The 17,507-nt window shown below is 29.1% G+C and carries 21 protein-coding genes; 19 read left to right on the top strand and 2 right to left on the bottom strand.

From position 1 onward, the window contains the following. Positions 1-20: 20 nt before the first annotated feature. The 11 genes from Q0087_RS03090 (at position 21) to Q0087_RS03040 (ending at position 8,322) form a co-directional block, all read left to right on the top strand. Positions 21-1,331 carry a phage portal protein gene (locus tag Q0087_RS03090; RefSeq protein ID WP_297898211.1) on the top strand — a complete coding sequence of 437 codons (1,311 nt, stop codon included), beginning with the start codon at positions 21-23 and terminating at the stop codon, positions 1,329-1,331. After that, the gene (locus Q0087_RS03085) at positions 1,328-2,209 is read left to right on the top strand and encodes a phage minor head protein (RefSeq protein WP_297898210.1); all 882 of its coding nucleotides are present in this window, start codon (positions 1,328-1,330) and stop codon (positions 2,207-2,209) included. The genes Q0087_RS03090 and Q0087_RS03085 overlap by 4 nt, the downstream gene beginning before the upstream one ends. Positions 2,210-2,373: 164 nt before the next feature. Then, a complete protein-coding gene (locus Q0087_RS03080; RefSeq protein WP_297898209.1) occupies positions 2,374-3,327 on the top strand; it encodes a hypothetical protein in 954 nt (317 codons plus the stop codon). Positions 3,328-3,361: 34 nt separating this feature from the next. After that, positions 3,362-4,318: a hypothetical protein gene (locus Q0087_RS03075; protein ID WP_297898208.1), complete on the top strand. Its 957-nt coding sequence runs from the start codon at positions 3,362-3,364 to the stop codon at positions 4,316-4,318. A 56-nt stretch (positions 4,319-4,374) separates the two neighbouring features. After that, positions 4,375-4,707, top strand: a complete 333-nt coding sequence (locus Q0087_RS03070; protein ID WP_297898207.1) for a hypothetical protein — start codon at positions 4,375-4,377, stop codon at positions 4,705-4,707. A 15-nt stretch (positions 4,708-4,722) separates the two neighbouring features. Further along, a complete protein-coding gene (locus Q0087_RS03065) occupies positions 4,723-5,298 on the top strand; it encodes a hypothetical protein (RefSeq protein ID WP_297898206.1) in 576 nt (191 codons plus the stop codon). A 17-nt stretch (positions 5,299-5,315) separates the two neighbouring features. Further along, a complete protein-coding gene (locus Q0087_RS03060; protein ID WP_297898205.1) occupies positions 5,316-5,663 on the top strand; it encodes a head-tail adaptor protein in 348 nt (115 codons plus the stop codon). 6 nt (positions 5,664-5,669) lie between these two features. Further along, entirely contained in the window at positions 5,670-6,104 is a 435-nt protein-coding gene (locus Q0087_RS03055; RefSeq protein ID WP_297898204.1) for an HK97 gp10 family phage protein, read from the top strand. After that, positions 6,101-6,688: a hypothetical protein gene (locus Q0087_RS03050; protein WP_297898203.1), complete on the top strand. Its 588-nt coding sequence runs from the start codon at positions 6,101-6,103 to the stop codon at positions 6,686-6,688. Before Q0087_RS03055 ends, Q0087_RS03050 begins: the two co-directional genes overlap by 4 nt. Beyond that, positions 6,685-7,857, top strand: a complete 1,173-nt coding sequence (locus Q0087_RS03045; protein ID WP_297898202.1) for a hypothetical protein — start codon at positions 6,685-6,687, stop codon at positions 7,855-7,857. The genes Q0087_RS03050 and Q0087_RS03045 overlap by 4 nt, the downstream gene beginning before the upstream one ends. Before the next feature lie 15 nt (positions 7,858-7,872). Then, a complete protein-coding gene (locus Q0087_RS03040; protein ID WP_297898201.1) occupies positions 7,873-8,322 on the top strand; it encodes a hypothetical protein in 450 nt (149 codons plus the stop codon). A 164-nt stretch (positions 8,323-8,486) separates the two neighbouring features. Here Q0087_RS03040 and Q0087_RS03035 read toward each other — a convergent pair whose 3' ends face one another. Beyond that, positions 8,487-8,744 (bottom strand): hypothetical protein, encoded by a 258-nt coding sequence (locus Q0087_RS03035; RefSeq protein WP_297898200.1) that lies wholly within the window; start codon positions 8,742-8,744, stop codon positions 8,487-8,489. Positions 8,745-8,788: 44 nt separating this feature from the next. Beyond that, positions 8,789-9,043 (bottom strand): hypothetical protein, encoded by a 255-nt coding sequence (locus Q0087_RS03030; protein ID WP_297898199.1) that lies wholly within the window; start codon positions 9,041-9,043, stop codon positions 8,789-8,791. 76 nt (positions 9,044-9,119) lie between these two features. Between Q0087_RS03030 and Q0087_RS03025 the strand changes: the two genes are divergently transcribed. The 8 genes from Q0087_RS03025 to Q0087_RS02990 are packed head-to-tail and all read left to right on the top strand — an operon-like array spanning position 9,120 to position 17,499. Further along, complete coding sequence (locus Q0087_RS03025) at positions 9,120-9,764, top strand: hypothetical protein (RefSeq protein ID WP_297898198.1); 645 nt, start codon at positions 9,120-9,122, stop codon at positions 9,762-9,764. Then, positions 9,748-9,942 (top strand): hypothetical protein, encoded by a 195-nt coding sequence (locus Q0087_RS03020; RefSeq protein ID WP_297898197.1) that lies wholly within the window; start codon positions 9,748-9,750, stop codon positions 9,940-9,942. The genes Q0087_RS03025 and Q0087_RS03020 overlap by 17 nt, the downstream gene beginning before the upstream one ends. 12 nt (positions 9,943-9,954) lie before the next feature. After that, positions 9,955-12,423 (top strand): hypothetical protein, encoded by a 2,469-nt coding sequence (locus tag Q0087_RS03015; protein WP_297898196.1) that lies wholly within the window; start codon positions 9,955-9,957, stop codon positions 12,421-12,423. A 17-nt stretch (positions 12,424-12,440) separates the two neighbouring features. Continuing rightward, positions 12,441-13,145: a hypothetical protein gene (locus Q0087_RS03010; protein WP_297898195.1), complete on the top strand. Its 705-nt coding sequence runs from the start codon at positions 12,441-12,443 to the stop codon at positions 13,143-13,145. A gap of 4 nt (positions 13,146-13,149) precedes the next feature. Further along, entirely contained in the window at positions 13,150-15,432 is a 2,283-nt protein-coding gene (locus tag Q0087_RS03005; RefSeq protein ID WP_297898194.1) for a transglutaminase domain-containing protein, read from the top strand. Continuing rightward, positions 15,429-15,836, top strand: coding sequence for a hypothetical protein (locus Q0087_RS03000; protein ID WP_297898193.1), 408 nt, complete (start codon positions 15,429-15,431; stop codon positions 15,834-15,836). Before Q0087_RS03005 ends, Q0087_RS03000 begins: the two co-directional genes overlap by 4 nt. A 24-nt stretch (positions 15,837-15,860) precedes the next feature. Continuing rightward, complete coding sequence (locus Q0087_RS02995; protein WP_297898192.1) at positions 15,861-16,286, top strand: hypothetical protein; 426 nt, start codon at positions 15,861-15,863, stop codon at positions 16,284-16,286. Beyond that, positions 16,273-17,499 carry a baseplate J/gp47 family protein gene (locus Q0087_RS02990; protein ID WP_297898191.1) on the top strand — a complete coding sequence of 409 codons (1,227 nt, stop codon included), beginning with the start codon at positions 16,273-16,275 and terminating at the stop codon, positions 17,497-17,499. Before Q0087_RS02995 ends, Q0087_RS02990 begins: the two co-directional genes overlap by 14 nt. The last annotated feature ends 8 nt before the right edge of the window (positions 17,500-17,507 follow it).

The following is a 17,507-nucleotide window of genomic DNA, read 5'->3' as shown; positions in this document are numbered from 1 at the left end:
TATTTTGGGAGATTTCTCTTATGAAGATAACAAGCATATTAGGTGAAAAATTACAATTGCCTTGGATTAGAAGGCCCAAAGAATCATCACTATTTGAAGGACTTATGACTCATTTGGGATGGTCATTAAACACATCAAGAAATAGTAATTCTAGTTTAAGATCATGGAATGTTTATTATCAAGCAATGAATAATGTTTGGGTTAATTCTTCTATAAATGCTTTTATTGATGAAATATTAAGTTTAGGTTTTGGTATTAATAATCATGATTCTGAAAATGTTGATTATGCTAATGTTAAATATTTAACTGAACTTTTCGAAAACCCTATGGGATTGTTTGAAGATGATACATTCACTACTTTCACTAGTCAAACTTGGCGTAGTTTTATGGGTTTAGGTAATACTTTTATTGAAGTGATATATGATACTGGTTTTAAAGGAGTTCCCATTGGGTTAAATTATTTGCCTTGTGAAATTATGAAATATCATGATGATACAAGTCAATGGGGATTAATTAATAACCCAGATATTCGCTTTGAAAATGACCAGTTAATACAAGTGAAAGAACCAACATTGGATAAAAGAAAATGGGGATCATCTCCAATTGACAATATTAGTGGAGAAATAGCTAATATTTTATGGGGTAATCGTCATGTTAGAAAACAATTAAAGAATAAAGGTTTTGATCCTAAAGGAGTTCTCTCTTTTGATAAAGACATGGAATATAATCAAGTTCTTTCTGAAATTAATAGGCTTAAAAAAGAACCAGATAAGAAAGGAACTATTGTTACTAAAGGAGCTAATTTTATAAGAGGGACTGTTTCTAATCGTGAAATGGATTATATTGAATTACAGCATGAAGCAAGAGATTGTATATTAGCTAATTATGGAGTTCCTCCATCAAAGGTTAGTATTATAGAAACTGGTAATATTGGTAGTGGTTCTGGAAAATCTCAAGCTGAAAACTTTAAAAAAAGAGTTATTGGTAGATGCAAATATTTTGAAGATGCATATAAAAAAGTTCTTGGAAGATCATCATTTAGCGAAACTTTTGTTTACAATCGTGCGGACTTAGAAGACAAGTTACAAAAAGCTCAAATTGAAAATATCAGAATTAATAATAATTCTCTAACCATAAATGAAGCTAGAAGTAAAAGAGGAGAACCTCGACTTGAATGGGGTGATAAACCAATTAATAATAATTCTTTAAGTGCATTAATTCAGCAATCTAACATGCCAGAATCTAATCATAAAAGTGTTATATCTGATCCAGCTAGTAAAGATTTGATTAAATATAAACATATTTTGAAAGAACAAGGATTGATAGCATGAGCACGATTCTTGTTGATGAAGCTTTTTTTGATACATTACTTGCTAAAGCATTACCTCCTCCTTACTTGGAGGATTTAGATGATTTAGAATTAGAAGATTTAGAAAAAAGTTATTTTGATAGAATAAATGAATTAATTGAAGAACATAAATTTTTAGCTATAGCTTTCTTATCAACAGTTGGAGCACAATTATTAATTAATAATCCTATAAGCTTAAATAATCATTTTTTTGATAATGTTGAGGATGAAATTAGAGCTAATACTTTGAAATATGAATCTGCAATAGATAAGATAATTGAAGATAAATATCATGAAGGTGCAGCTGAAGGATTTAAACAGTTAAATCGAAAATTTGTTACTAGTATAGCTGATGATTATACTTTGAAATTTCTTAAAAATTATAATTTTGATCTTATTAAAACTGTTAGTAATGATTTAAAAGTAGCTTTAAGGAGAGAAATTTGGGAAGGAATCACTAAAAAAGAGTCAGCTAATCAGATAACACGAAGAATTGAGAAACTTAATCTTAAACCTATTCGTGCAGGAAATAGAACTATTTCACCTCATGAAAGAGCTAAAATGATAGCTCGTACTGAAACTATGAGGGTTAAAAATGCAGCTAAGTTAATGAGTTATAAACATTATGGTGTTAAAAAAGTAAGGGTTCCTAGAATATTTGATGCTAGAGAATGTGGGAAATGTATCCTTGTTTGTGATGATTCTCCTTATACAATTGATGAAGCAGAAGGAATACTTCCAGTTCATGTGGTATGTAGGCATACTTTTGCACCAGATGGAGATTGGACTGAAGAACCTGTGGAATTATCGGAGAATGATTATGTTTTTATGATTAATAAAGTAGGAGGATTGATTATATAACTGTAAGTGTTAAAAATCAACCTTTTGAGGTTTTTGCACCTCTTGAGATTAATAAATCACAGCTTGTAACTAATGAGGGTGGTGAGTTAATTCTTGAGGGTGTAGCTAGTACTACTAGTCAAGACCTTGAAGGGGATATAATAACTTCTGAAGCAATAGCTAGTATGAAAAAACAAGCTATACAATGTAACATTAGATTGTCTCATTGGGGAGGTCCTAGTGGTGATTTTGTAGATGTTGTTGTTGGTAAAGTTATAGAAGTTTTAGATTCAAGTAAAAATATATTGAAAATTAAATTTAAGATACTTAAATCATATTCTGATAAAATTAAAGAATATGTTGAAGCTGGAATAAATTTAGGTCTTAGTATTGGTGCTAAGATTACTAAATATGAAAGAGTTACTAATAGTGAGAATAAAACTAGTTTTTTAAAAATATTAGATGTTTTATTAATTGAAATAACATTAACATCACTACCAGTAAATTGGGATACTTATGGGACAGTTACAACTAGTAAAGGTTTAGTTAAGTCTAATTGTTTTAGTGGTGCTTGTTATCAGATTTTTAAAAATTTAAATGAGGAGGATATTTTAATGTCAAATGATAATGGAAATGAGAATAATAATGGTTTATCTGATTCTGATTTAGAAAAGATAAAAAATATGTTGAATGAAGGTTTAAACAAACAAACTGATGTTATAGCTAATAAAGTTCAAGGGGAACTTGAACCAAAGCTTAAAAGTATTGTTAATGAGGTTTTAGCTGAAAATAATAATGGTGATAGTGGTAAATCTCAAGGGTCAGATAATAATTCTGGAGATAATAATGAAAATAATATTATTGCTGAGGGTATTGATCATAAAGCAATAGCTGAAAGCATGGCTAAAGAAATAACTAAAAAAGTTAAAGAAGACTTACTTGAAGAAGTTAATAAGAACAGGCAACCTCAAGGATCAGATAATAATTCTAATAACAATGTGAATAATGAGAATAATGGTAGTGATGCTAATAAATCTCAACCAGATCATCTTGGATTAGTTCCTGAATCTCCTGAAGATATAGCTAAAACTTATAATCCAAGTAAAAAAAGTGCTTTAGCTGAAATATTTAATTTATAATAAAAATCTTTTTTTTGGATTGGAGGCGAAAATAATGACTAATGAATTAATGGATAAAATAAAATCTGAATTTGTAAGTAATGCGGAATTTGAAGAATTAAAAAAAGCTATGATTGATAGTACTGTGACAGATGAAATAAGGAAGATAGATTATTCTCCTGGTGTTCAAAATCAAATTTTCCAAGAAGCACCATTATATGCTTATCTTAAAAGTAAATCAAGAGAAATAGCTTCAACAAGTGGAAAAGTAGGATATAGGAAATACACTAAAAAAGGTAGTTCAACTTTCATAAATGAAAATGATGCTATTCCTGATAATGCTGCACCAGAATATACTAAAGAAACTGATGAAATGAAAATTATAGTTTATAAAATTGAGTTAGGTGATTTAGCACAAGCTGGTGTGGATAGTGTTAATGTTAAAACAAAAGAATTAGAATCAGCTTATGCTGATATTTCAACTAATATTGAAAGAACTATTTTACATGGTGAAGGTACAGCTGCCACTAAAGATTGGAAAGGAATAACTAACATGAGTGGTGTTAATACAATAAATGCTGCTGATGCTGAACTTGATGAAGAAATGTTAGATGTGGCTGCACAAGATATTATAGATAATGGAGGCACTCCTACTTGTGTTATAGCTACTGCTAATGCTGGAAGACAAGTTAAAAATGTTCTTAAGCCTTATTTAAGGGCTAATATGATGAATTCTGCAGAGTTACATGCAGGGTATAATGTACCTACTTATGAAACTCCAAAAGGGAATAAAGCACCTATTATAGTTACAAGCAATATTAATAATTCTAATGGTGAGAAAATTATCATGTTAGATGAGAATACTGTAGATATAAGACCGTTCTTAACACCTACATTAATCCCATTAGCTAGGGTTAAATTAGCTTCTAATGATGTTGTAGCTTCATTCACTACATCATATAATACATTTGAAGCTAAAAATTCAGTAATTGATAATTTAGCTACTATCTAAAAAAAGTATCTTTTTTTTTAGATATTTTATTATTATTTTTTCAAGGAGATTTTTATATGGTTAAAGTATATTTTAGAAATAAAAAAGCAAAACACAGAGCACAAGTAAATGGTAAATTAATACAATTTGTTGATGGTGAAGCAACAGTTGATAGTAAAAAAGATGCTGAAACTCTCACTAAATCAGGCGTTGATTATGATTTGAAACCATTTAATGATGAAAATAACACTCAAGCACAAAGAAAAGCAGATTTGATTGTTAAAAATGCAGAAGAAAAAGCAGCTCAAATTGTTGCTGAAGCTAAAGAAAATAGTGATTTAATTATTAAAGAAGCAGAAGGTAAAATTGCTACTATGCTTAAAAATGAACAAAGCCCTGATAAAAAATAGTGAGGAGGAAAAGTAATGCCTGAAGAAAGTATTAAAATAATAACTCCTGAAGAATTTAAATCAATAGCTCTAGCAAAAAACATTATTATTAATGAAATCTCTAATGATAGTTTACAATTAGTAATTAATAACGCTATTAATAAAATTGAGGGTTTAAGTGGCCTTAATATTATAAAACCTCAAGATAAATCAGAAGTTAAAATATGTTTTTCAGGCAACACTTTACTTTTAGATAATAATGATTTATATACAATAAATGAGATTATTCTTGATGGTAAAGTTCTAGATCCAACTGAATATCCAGTTTATTCTCCAGAAGGTATAATTTATTTTAATAAATCTTATGAAGCTAATCTTTTAATTGTTAAATATTCAATTAGAGTAAGTAAAGATTATTATGATAAAAATGTAGCTTCCTTGTTAGAAGAATTATTATTATATTCTCTTGATACTAATCCTAATAAAGATTATTCAAATATTAAAGAAGGGGATTTAACAGTTCAATTTGCTGGTAGAAAAGATTCTCCTTTAGATATAATTGAAAATAAAATTAGATCTTTAGGAAATAGGCCAATAGTTAGAATGATTTAGTTAGGAGGTTCTTTTTAATGTCTTTTTTTCCAAAGGATAAAGTAACTATTTATGAAGAAAAAGAAGATAATTCTTTCGGTTTAGATAGTTATGGTAATCTTAAAAAAGGTTTAATTGAAATAGCTACTGTTTTTGGGGATTTGCAACCTATGAGTAATAGGGAGTATGCAATGCCTTCAGGTGAAGCTCAACAATCACAATTTAAAATTTTCTTTAAAAAAGACACTCCTATTACAGAAACATCTAAGTTGAAGATTGATGGATATACTCGTTATTTTAGTGTTAATGGTGTTCCAGAAATTAGAAATACTCTTATTCCTCATATAAAATGTTATCTTGTTATTGAAGATCAAATTATGGATTGATTTATTTTGCCTACTGAATCTAGTGGTTGGGAAATATTTGAAGAATTAGAAGCAATTATTCCCAAAGCAATTAATTTAGCAATGAAAGAATTCGGCATAATATTACTCACTGAAATTAAAAAAGAAGCACCAGTTGGTGAAACAGGTTTTCTTAGAGCTGGTCATGGTATGAATATTCAAGATAATGTAGGGGAGATATTATGTAATGTTTTTTATTGGAGGCATGTAGTTTATGGACATCGTGTTTTAACAACTGATAAATCTCGTAAATGGTGGTTTTGGTATTTAAAAAATATTCTTGGAGGATCTTATCAAAGAAAAACTGATGGTCCTGCAGGTTATGTACCTCCTAATGATTATATTTTAAGAGCTTCTGTTAATGTTATGTCAAAGATTGATATGGAAGCTGTTTTTATGAAGTATTTAAGGAGTCTTTTATGAAATCTAAGATAAAAGCTTTAATGGTTGATTTATTTAAGGATAAAATAATCATAAATGGTGAAAAAGTTAAAATAGTAACTGAATTTCCACCTTCCACCAAATATCCATGTATTAGTATGAATAATAATGGTGGAAAAGGAGATATTGAAACATATAGAACTCCTAATGGTATATGGAAAGTTACTAATAAATCATTCATGCTCCATATATGGAGTAATTCTAATGAAGAAAGAGATGATATTGTATCTTTTGTTAAAAGAACATTTGAATTAGCTGAAATAAACCATTTTTCAACTTGTTCTAACTTTAATGAGAACATTTGTTCAATTAATAATAATATTTGTAAAGCTAAAGAATTAGAGATTACAAGATGTCCAATTAACTCATATAATGATCCATTTAATAATTATAATATTCGTAGAAATGAATTTGAAGTTAATGGAGAATCGGAACAAGATCAAATCGATTTAGAACCTCCAATTTATAGGACAGTTTTCACAATTGACTATAAAGAAGATAATATAGTTAAAATTAGGGAGAATAATTTTAAATTTAATGGCTTAAATATTGAGGTTGAAAAATGACTGATGAAAATGAACCTGGAGTAGAAAATGGTGAAGGATCTACTCAAGAAGAACAAGAAGAAAATGAAGGTGTAAATATGACTGAGGAATATACAAAAAGAAAAACTCCTACTTTCACAGTAAATGAATCTGCTGAACCAATGCCTCAAAGAAATACTGGTGGTAGAGATATTGTAATTTATGGAGATTCTGGGAAAACTAAAGATTTAACCACTGTTCATAATTTTAATAATTATGATGAAGCATTAATAGCTTTAGGTCCAGAAGATGAAGATAATAAATTATTAAATAGTATAAAAGAAGTATTAACTGAGGGCAGTACTTCAAGTGTTGATTCCAACATGGGAATAGGGATAATATATGCAATAAATGTAGGAACTAATCCTACTTTAGAGGATTATAAAACAGCTATTGAATCAACAAAAAGATTCAAAAGCATTAGACATGAATTATATCTTGATTTCTATGTATCAACAGAAACAAAAGAACTATTAGAAAACATATCTTCCATTATAGAAGAGTTAGAAGATAAAGGATTATATAGAATTGCAGGATTTACTATTGATAATTCAGCAGAAGATTTAAAAACAGCTGATGAAATAAAATTGTTAAATTCTGATGTTAAAAATTCAAGAGTTTATATTCATGTAGATCCTAAAATGCAATCAAAATTCATAGCTAAAACAGCTAGCTGTCCTTTCTTTATAAGCCCTGCATATGGAACATATAATTCTGTTACTAGTGAGGAAATTTTACCATATAATGATGATGATAGAGAGATTTTAGCTCAAAATGGATTTATATCTGATATGGAAGGTATAACTGATAGTAATAAGGCAGAACCTTGTATGGATTGGAGTACTAGTAGTTCTCTAAATGAAGCAGACAGTCGTTTACATGCAAGAATATTAGCTGATGAACATGCCTCTGCAGTTGATAAAATAATTCAAAGATATATAAAAGCTAATAATGAAGAGAATAATTTAATCTTAATTGAAGAATATTCTAAATCATACTTAGATACTCAAGTTGAGGATAAAAAATTAAAAGGTTATGGTTTTGAATTAACTCAAGATCCTAATGATTCTGATGGAATCATAGTTAAATTAAGTTTAAATGTTCTTGGAGCAATTATCAATGTTACTATAAATAGGAGAATTGAATACTAGAAGGAGGTTTAAAATATGGTAGATGTTGATTACAGTCAATTAAATGAAAATCCGATTAAAGCTGATTTAGTTTATATTGATGTTTTAGGTTCACCACTTCTTACAGCAGGATTTAAAATCACTGATCAATTTGAAGAAAAAACTGTTTATCATGGTGCAAGTACTGAAATGTTAGGCTCAATTATGGGTAATCATAAGGTTAGTTTTGAATTTACTGATGCTAAAGACCAACCCTACTTATGGGATTTATATGAAATGTCAAGAAAAGGCTTGAGATTCCCAATACTTATAATGGGTAAACTTGGTAATGATGGACAGCCATTTAGCTTACATCGTCTTGATGGTTGCAGTATTACTGAATGTAGTAGGGATTTGAAAGCTAAAGATGAATTTAAACCTACAGCTAAAGGTAGTGCTAGATTCAGTAAAGCATTAGGATTCCAAATAAAAGATAATATTTTATAAAAATATTATCTATAAAATCCTATTATTATATAAAAATTAATAAAAAAAAGAGTATAAATTCAATTAAATTTTTTTCTTTTAAAAAACTACTCTAAATAAGAATTATCTAGTGTAAAACCCTCAAAAAAGTATAAAAATAATAAATATTATTTATGATAAAAAATTCATATTGGCAAAAATTGTGCTAAATATATGAATGGAAGCCATAAAACAGCAAATATTAACCATTTTATTTTAGTAGGATTCCACACTAAGTACAAATCCATTAATAAAAAAGCAATGAAGTATATACCCCCGATAGTATGGGTTATATCTCTATAGCCAGCAATGGTAATTAATACCCCAATTAGTAAAATTATTATTATTACTCTTATGGTTTGTGTTCCATCACTATCTATTTTTACATCATTTACTTTTTCCAATGATATCCCTCACCAAGTTTTCTTATTATTTGTTTTATCTATAATTATAGAAACATAAATGCTATAAAAATAAAAAGAAGGAATTTAGCAAAAACTATCCCCCATATTAATAAACTAGGGTTTCTAAGAAGATATAAATCAATCAAAACAAAAATAATGAGGAGAATACAACCAAAAACAGCTTTTGGATCTGTATAATTTGTAGCTATAACAAAAACTGCACTTACAATTAAGATTAATAGAATAATCCTAAATATATCAGTTCCACTTACTACCTTTACATCTTTTAATTCTTCCATATTATTCTCTTATTATTTATATTATTTTTTATATTTAAAATTTTTTATTTAAAATTAATTATTGAGAGGAAATTTCATGACAGACACTAAAAATCCTAAAAATAAAGAAGAATCCGACATGATTGAAAATATGAGTGCTCCAGATATAAATATAGAAAAAGCTATTGAAATGGGAAAAGAGCACCATAAGGAAGAAATTAAATCAGAAATAGAAAATCAAGTACAAGAAGACCCTGAATTCGTTGAAATGATAGAAAATGAAGAAGAATTTCTAGATTTTTTCAATGAAGATAGATACAATATTGAATTCCAATATGACCGTGGTGATGGTAATAAAAAAATAATTAAGTGCAAAGTTAGACCAATAGAACCAGGAGACCAACTGGAATACACTAATTTATCAACTCTCCCCTATCAAGATTTCACCAAATACGAAAAAGGAATACTCGAAAAAGTAGAAAAGGACACAATTCTTAATAAAAGAGAAAAAAAAGCTTTAGAAAAACTCAATGAAAAGACAATTAAATATATGAAACCTCAATTGGATAATATGATTATTGAATTATTAGCTGATTTTGTAACTCCTCCAGACTTCAATGGAGATAAAAATAAAAGAAGAGAATTTTGGAAAAAAGCTGATTATGTAATGAGAACTGAGCTAGGCGATAAAGTCATGCACGTTTTAGGAATCGACCACAAGTCGAATGTATCCTTTCTTTAAGTTTTGTGAATCAATAGAAGCAGAAATAATAATGAGGATATGGGAAAAATCAGGAGGAAAATACACTCCTGAAGAAATAATAAAAAGAAAGTACACACCAAATTTCAGATTTCTTTTTAGAATGGAATATATCCGACTAAAAAGAAAATCTGATGAAATTGAAGATCTAAATAATTAAGGATGTTTTTTTATGGGAAAAATGGATATTTTAATAAAATTTGTAGGTAATGATTTAGTTACTGATATCCTGAAACAGATGAAAAATCAGGCTTCTGAAACTAAAAAAGCTAATGAAGAAGTAACTCAACCCTTAGAAAAATTCAATCCTACAGGGCTTAATAAAATAAATGAAATGTTAAAAGGTGTTTCTGAAAAAGCTTCTCAAACATCTTCAAATGTTACAAATAGCTTAGACAAAATAAACAATTTAGATTTTACTAAAATTTATTCTAAATATAAATCAGCCACAGATAAAATTGTCAGTGATGCAAAAAGTGGAGCAGATGGAGTTTTAACTAATCTTAATAAAATTAATATTCTTAGTTTTGATGGAATTGTTAATAAATTTAAATCTGCTATTGGACAAATGACCAATGATGCTAAGTCAGGAACCAGTAGTATAAGTAGTTCTTTTAGTAATATGGATTCTATTACTGCATTAGCTAGTGCTACTGGTGGGTATATGGGACTTAATCAATTATTTGAAGAAGGCCATCAAAAAACAATGCTACAATGGAGATTAGGAAATACTAATTCTCAAGGAGAAGCTTCCGCAATAACCAATGCATTTAAAAATTATGATATTAGTTCTGCTAGATCTGATTCAGATTTAACAACTATGATGAATTTATTAACTAATTCTAGAGACTTAAATAGTAGTAATACTTCAAGATCTTTAGCTGTTTTAGATGCAATAAGTGCAGATGCAGACCCATTAAGACAAAGAGGATCTATGTATGGATTTGGATCATACTTATCTTCGGGTTATGATTCAGCAGCAGGTAAATTAAGAGATGAAGGTTTATCTGAATCTCAAATAGATAGATTAAAATCTGCCAAGACATATCAAGAGAGACTTAATGCTGTTCAAGAAATAGGAATAGAAAAAGGAAAATTGCAAGTTGATGCTGCTGGCAATGTCACTGGTGCTTATAATACTATGGAAGGAGAACTTGGAGGATATAATAGGGCTTTAGCAATATTTGACCAGATTTTACAATCAGCAACAGATGGTTTTATGGGGTTAATGAATTTTATAAATCCTATTTTAACTGCAATTCAAGGAGCTCCACAATGGATGTGGGATTTTGCAGGAAAAGGAGTAGTTCTAGTAGGTATATTGGCTGCTTTAGGAGGAGGATTCCAAATATTAATGGCTGCATTATCTCCTGTTCGAAGTGTTCTTTCAAAGATTCCAGGATTAGGTAAATTAATGCCTAATAAAAATATTGCTGCTAATCATGTTACTGTAAATGGTAAAACTGTTAATGATGGAGGATCAAAAGGAAATAAAAAAACTCCTGAAAATTATGACCCTAACTCAAAAAAAGATAAATGGAATAGATCCAATTCTGGAGGTAGTGTTGGTGAACCAATGAAAAATAAAAAAGGTGTGGGGGCTAGGATTAAACAAAAAGTTAAAAGTATAACTGGAACTATAACTACTGGAGCAAATAATGCCTCTAAAAAAGTCAAAAACACTGCAAATAGTGCTAGTAGTTTTATAACTTCAAAATTTACTAGTGCTGGAGGTCGTGTTAAAAATACTTTAACTAGTGTAGGTACAACAGCAGGAGCTATGGGTAATAAAATTAAAAGTGGAGCTACTCGAGGCATTGGTGGATTGAAAAATTTAGGAGGTACTCTTAAAACTCAAATTATAGGGGGTTTTAAAAGTGCTGGAGGAGTTATTAAAACAGCTATCTCAAATTTAAGAAACTTTTCAGGTGCAGCTGTAACAGCTCGTGCCAGATCAATAGCATTAGGAACAGCTGAAAAATTAAGAGGAGTATGGACTGCAATAACAACAGGAATAACAAAAGGAGCCACAATAGCTCAAAGAGCTTTAAATCTTGCATTATCAGCTAACCCTATTGGTGCAGTTATAACTGTTGTAATGATACTTGTAGGAGCATTAATCTATCTTTGGACTACTAATGAAGGATTTAGAAAAGCAGTTATTAATGGATGGAATGCTATACGAAATGGTGTTCAATCGGCCATACATATAATTATGGGTGGACTAGACTGGCTAATCGGTGGTTTAAATGCAGTTTTAACTCCACTTAGGCAAATATGGTGTATGGTAATGGGCTGCAGTCCAGGACTTATTCCTGCATTTAAAAAATTTGGAAATGTTGTTCCTGGAGATATAAATAAAGTTGGATCTTCACTTAAAGGATTACATAATAAAATGAGTAAAATGCCTGAAAGCTTAGAAATGAATGCAACAGCTTCATCCAAAATTGATAAAAGTGTCATGAAAAATAAAAATAAGAAAGGAGGTCGTGGTGGAGGTTCAGGTGATTCTAAAGATGGCGGAGATGTTCACTATCATAAACATGAAAATACTTTTGAATTTAAAGATAAAAGCAAAGAAGAAGTAAAAAAGATTTTAATTGAAATATTTGAAGATGGAGATAAAACTCCAATGCTCTAATAAAGAGGTTGAAGATTATGGTAAAAATTCTTTCAATTAAACAACAACAAACTTGGCTCAAATCTATTAAAAATAAAAAAGGCAAAGCTTATTTTTCAGGTAAAATCACAGGTAAAACTAGTAAAGATTTTAAATCTGCTGTTAAATCTTATCAATCATATTTAAAATCCAAAGGTTGGTATAATAAAAATCTTGATGGTGATTGGCAGAAATATACTCAGGCAGGATATTTAAAAGATAAAGCTTACAGAGCTAAACTTAAAAAAACTAATTCTAAAAATGCAAGTAAAAACACTACTAAATCCACTACTTCTACAATTAAGCCTGCAACTTCTTATATCCCTCCTGTTGTTGCAGATATTAATAACCCAGTTGTTATTAATAAAAAAGGTTTATATGCTTTTGACATTGATTTAGAAACTCCTACAAAAGAACAACAATATGCAGAAATAGAGATAGAATCAGAAATGACTAGATATTACAAAACAAATATTAAAGGTAGGGCAATGAGTTTTAAAGCCCCTATATTTTTGACTTCTACTTTAACTAGACAATCAACAATATCTTGGATAAATTCAATAAATGGAAAACCTATTGATTTTAGCAGTATCTATATTGGGTCTTTTAAAGCTTTATGTAAAGCTAAACCTATTTTTGAAGATGGATTTCCAGATTTTATTTCAGTCGAGATTAGTGTAATTGAAATTACCGAGGTGTATTAGTCTTATGGTTTATAATTCTAAAATATGGAATAACGACTCTAATTTAATAAATCTTGTTAATAAACAGAGAGCTAAATTCGCTCCACCTAATGGATCAGAGTTTCATGTTAGGTTATCTATAAGGCCTTATAAATCAACTAATCCTGTTATTTATATTAATGATTTTAATTATTCTAAAGATACTTCTGATATTACATCTTCTGGAACTTTTATCACGGATTATAGTAAAACTAAATGGAAAGCTTTAAAAAAATGGACTAAGTTATTAATTCAGTGTTCATGGGTTAAACCAGGAGGGAAAATTGAATGGGTGGATTATGATACAGTTTATGTTAAAGATATTAATTCACAAAGAACTAATATTGAGATTACTTTTGTTGGTGAGGGAGTTTTATTAGAACATGAAGCTGATGCAGGAATTAATCTTAAAGGATATAGTGTTAAAAATGCAGCTGAAATTATTATAGCTAAAGCAGGACTTATTCCAGATGTTCATCTTCCTAAATGGCTTAATAAAGTTAAATTAGATTTTAATCCTATTTTAGAAACAGAAGCTCAAGAAGAATCAAGTGAAGATCAATTAAATACAAGTAATTCGAGTTCATCATCAAATAGTAATACTGATGACGTTGTTTCTGGTAGGTGGAAACCTACTTGTAGTTATCATTGTGGTTCATGGAAGTATTATAGTAGAAGCTGGAAAAATTACTGCCCTCTTTGTGGAGCTTCTGGAAAATTAGACGGAAGTAATCCTAAAGGTGCAGATGGTGGAGAGATAACTTGTACTGCATGTGATGCTGATTATTGTGGTAATTGTGGCCGTGACAAAAATGGAGGAGGTTCCAGAGGAAGATTGACTAAGGCCAATGCAGTTTCAAATACTAATAATACCAATACTTCAACTAATAGTAAAACTCCTTCAGTTAGTAAATCACTTAAAACTAATTATGGTCCAGTCACTGGTGCAGGTTATCCTGCTACTAATGACAAAAATAAGGTTTATGAATACAGAATTTATAAATCAACAGCTAAAAATAAATGCCCTGTTTGTGGTAAAAAAGGGCATATTGTATGGATTCGTGGTAAAAATAATGCTAAAAAATATGGTAAAAAAATATCATCAGCACTATATAAAAAAGGAATTTTTGTTTGTTCTAAACAATCTGGAGGATGCAATAGTCAATTTAGTATTGATGGTAATAATGTAAATCCTAAGAAGAAATCAAAAAAATTGACTTTATTATCTCCTCCAGTTTTTTATCCTAAAACAATTAATTTAGGATTGCCTTCTGATTATTCTCCAGATACTTTAGTTGTTACTTCTCAAGGTAAATATAGTAGTGATAGTGATGCTAATTCTTGGTATGATGCTTTATATGCAACAATACTTCAAAGAAATTTTAAAGAAGTTTTAGTTGATGTTAGATTAGGGGTTTGCACTATTACAGAACCTCCTGATAGGAAAACAGTTAAATGTTTAGCTGATGATCAAATTAATATTAAAAAAGAAGGAATAACTCTTAAAGAACCAGAACCTCGGACAGTAAACACTATTGTTGTGTTTTATGGTAGTAAAAACAAGCCTAAAAAATTTAAAGCTAGACTTGAAGAAGAGGTTAGTAAATATGGGGAGATTAGAGGAGCTAATATTTATAAATATAAATATAATTCAGTTGCAGCAAGACAGTTAGCATTTGAAGAATTGTATAAAAATGTTTTAGATAATGGTTTTCAGATTGAAGTTACTTGTATAGGAACACATTATTTTTATACTGGAGAATGGTGTGGTGTAAAACATGTGGGGATGAATATTCATACAAATATGTTTATAAATTCACTTAATTTGAAATATACTGTGGGAGAGGTTCCTACAATTGATTTGGTTGTAGATAGGTATATGAATATTGCACAAGTAGCTAATGAAAATGATAATGGTGAAGAAAATCCTGGTTCTACTAGTGGTTTTACAACAGCTAAAGCACTAGGAAAAGCATTAAAAACTCCGCATGCTTGTTTTATGTGGGTTAGGAATAATATTTCTTATACTAAATATTATGATCATAAAACTGGTCGCGAACCAGATAATCTTGTTAAAAACCCTCAACCTGCTAATTGTTATGATCAAGCAGGATTATTAATTGCTTTACTTCAAGGAGCAGGTTATAAAGCTTCAAGAAGATGCGGTATAACATGTGGAATCACTGCGCATTGTGATGTTCGTGTTACTATTAATGGAAAAGTAAAATATGCAGATACTAGCTGTCCAAAAAGGGGATTGACATTATGACTGGAAAAAATGTCACAACAGTTACAGATAAAAGATTAGCAAAATCAATGAATAATTTTTTAAAGATAAATATTGACTCGAAAGTGGGATTTGCAGGAGGAGGACCTACTAATGATTATAATCTTAAAATGGTTATAATAAAAGAATTTAGGATTAAAGATAAAACTGTGATTGTATACTTACGTGATACTTATGTTGAAGATCCAAACAATAATAATGGGAAAATGCAGGAAGTAATAGCTTATTTAACTAAATCTGCATTACCTTATCCAGAAGGGGAATTAATCAATGATTATGATAAAGGTCCTACATTAATTCCCAACAATGATATATTGGGAGTTATTCAAGCTATTGATGGATCTCCTCAAGATAAAGGGTACATTTTTGTTGATTATTTATTATAAAACTATTAATAATGGAGTTTTTAAATGAGTGATGATGAAACTATTGGAATGGATTTTACAAGCTTAAATAAAGACATTAATATGAAAAAAACCATTAAAGGAACATATGATAGAGAAATCATTAATAATGATTATGTTATTATTGAAGGTCCTGCATGTGTTGAACAAGCCACTACTATTAAATTATTAACTATTTATGGTGAATTAAAGAACAATCCTATTTTTAAGGTTTTTGGAGATAAAATATTTATGCTTTTTAAAACAACTGAAAGTGAATTATTAAACATGACTGCAAAAGAATATATTCAAGAATTATTACTAGAAATTAGGAGAATTAGTGAAGTGAAATCAATAAATATTCTAAGAAATAATAATGATTCTTTAAATATTTTTTTTATAGCTACTTTAATAGATGGCTCAGAAATTTCAAGTTCAATTGAAGGAGGTTGATTTTCCAATGATTATTGATGAAATCGATGATACAATTAACATACAATTTAAAAGTTTTGAAGATATTTTTTTATCATTACTTACCAATTTATATAATTCTGGAGCTTTAAGTGATGATAGTAAATTTTTAGAATATGTCCAATCAGATCAAGATCTTGAAAGTATTTTAATAATTGAGGCAAGTGTTTTAGCTATTGAAATTTCAGAATCTTATGACTCAATGAAAAAAGTGTATGATTCAAAGAGTATTAAAACAGCTGTTGATGAAGATTTAGATGAATTAGGAGCTATGTTTTTTGAAAGAGAATCTGCTGAAGCTTCGGTTGTTCTTATTGAATTTGAACCTGAGGGTGATGTTGAATTTCCAATAATAGTTCCAGAAGACTTTTATGCAAGCACTGATTCAGGAGTTAGTTTTAGAACAGTTGAGTCTGCTATAATTAATGATTCTGATTCAAGAGTAGAATTAAAGTCTGAATGTACAGAAGTAGGGGCAATAGGTAATGTTCTAGAAGGAACTATTATAAACATGGAAGAAGAACTTCATGGAATTGCTAGTATTATTAATCAATCCAAAGCTTATGGGGGTAAAGATGAGGAAACTGATGAAAATTATCGTAAGAGACTTCTTAATTGGAAATATTCATTAGAAAAAGGCACTTCTGATGCAATCACTAATGCAATTTTAACAGTTAAAGAGGTTGATTCATATTATCTTGAGCCATATTGGCAAGGACCAGGAACAGGTAGAATTATTATTGATCCTCCTTTTGATGAAGTTATTAATAATGTTGCAGAAGTAGTTGAAGATGTAAAAATATTAAATGAAGATATAACAATTGAAGGAGTGAATTATCTTAATTTCACCATGGAAATAGTTTTAAATGTTTTATTTGTTAATGAGTTAAGCTTAACTGATAATGAAAAAGAATTATTACTGCAAAAAATTATTAATTATATTCTTGTTTATTTTAATGGGGGTTTTAATTTTGATGGTTCAACTAACAAAGGACTTGGTTTAGGGGTGGATTTTATTCCTTTTGAATTGGCTTATTATGTTCGTTCACAAGTAGAAGAATTAAGATCATTAAAAATTGAGAGTTTGACTGTTGATAATGAAGAAATTCATATAAATGAAGATAATAGTGTGATTATTCCTCCATCAATGAAAGCTCATTTATCTAAAGAAAATATTAATCTTGTTTTATCCTAATCACAGGA

The organism is uncultured Methanobrevibacter sp., from assembly GCF_937881195.1.
Taxonomy (GTDB): domain Archaea; phylum Methanobacteriota; class Methanobacteria; order Methanobacteriales; family Methanobacteriaceae; genus Methanobinarius.
The sequence above is the reverse complement of the archived record's forward strand: the minus strand, read 5'-3'. Positions and strand labels throughout refer to the sequence as shown.

What these genes read in the sequence shown, in the direction of transcription:
- Q0087_RS03085 (WP_297898210.1), top strand. Translation starts at nt 1,328, where the DNA reads ATGAGCACGATTCTTGTTGATGAAGCTTTTTTTGATACATTACTTGCT.
- Q0087_RS03040 (WP_297898201.1), top strand. Translation starts at nt 7,873, where the DNA reads ATGGTAGATGTTGATTACAGTCAATTAAATGAAAATCCGATTAAAGCT.
- Q0087_RS02995 (WP_297898192.1), top strand. Translation starts at nt 15,861, where the DNA reads ATGAGTGATGATGAAACTATTGGAATGGATTTTACAAGCTTAAATAAA.
- Q0087_RS03090 (WP_297898211.1), top strand. Translation starts at nt 21, where the DNA reads ATGAAGATAACAAGCATATTAGGTGAAAAATTACAATTGCCTTGGATT.
- Q0087_RS03030 (WP_297898199.1), bottom strand. Translation starts at nt 9,043, where the DNA reads ATGGAAGAATTAAAAGATGTAAAGGTAGTAAGTGGAACTGATATATTT.
- Q0087_RS03015 (WP_297898196.1), top strand. Translation starts at nt 9,955, where the DNA reads ATGGGAAAAATGGATATTTTAATAAAATTTGTAGGTAATGATTTAGTT.
- Q0087_RS03010 (WP_297898195.1), top strand. Translation starts at nt 12,441, where the DNA reads ATGGTAAAAATTCTTTCAATTAAACAACAACAAACTTGGCTCAAATCT.
- Q0087_RS03060 (WP_297898205.1), top strand. Translation starts at nt 5,316, where the DNA reads ATGTCTTTTTTTCCAAAGGATAAAGTAACTATTTATGAAGAAAAAGAA.
- Q0087_RS03000 (WP_297898193.1), top strand. Translation starts at nt 15,429, where the DNA reads ATGACTGGAAAAAATGTCACAACAGTTACAGATAAAAGATTAGCAAAA.
- Q0087_RS03025 (WP_297898198.1), top strand. Translation starts at nt 9,120, where the DNA reads ATGACAGACACTAAAAATCCTAAAAATAAAGAAGAATCCGACATGATT.
- Q0087_RS03045 (WP_297898202.1), top strand. Translation starts at nt 6,685, where the DNA reads ATGACTGATGAAAATGAACCTGGAGTAGAAAATGGTGAAGGATCTACT.
- Q0087_RS03080 (WP_297898209.1), top strand. Translation starts at nt 2,374, where the DNA reads ATGAAAAAACAAGCTATACAATGTAACATTAGATTGTCTCATTGGGGA.
- Q0087_RS03005 (WP_297898194.1), top strand. Translation starts at nt 13,150, where the DNA reads ATGGTTTATAATTCTAAAATATGGAATAACGACTCTAATTTAATAAAT.
- Q0087_RS03075 (WP_297898208.1), top strand. Translation starts at nt 3,362, where the DNA reads ATGACTAATGAATTAATGGATAAAATAAAATCTGAATTTGTAAGTAAT.
- Q0087_RS03020 (WP_297898197.1), top strand. Translation starts at nt 9,748, where the DNA reads ATGTATCCTTTCTTTAAGTTTTGTGAATCAATAGAAGCAGAAATAATA.
- Q0087_RS03065 (WP_297898206.1), top strand. Translation starts at nt 4,723, where the DNA reads ATGCCTGAAGAAAGTATTAAAATAATAACTCCTGAAGAATTTAAATCA.
- Q0087_RS03070 (WP_297898207.1), top strand. Translation starts at nt 4,375, where the DNA reads ATGGTTAAAGTATATTTTAGAAATAAAAAAGCAAAACACAGAGCACAA.
- Q0087_RS03050 (WP_297898203.1), top strand. Translation starts at nt 6,101, where the DNA reads ATGAAATCTAAGATAAAAGCTTTAATGGTTGATTTATTTAAGGATAAA.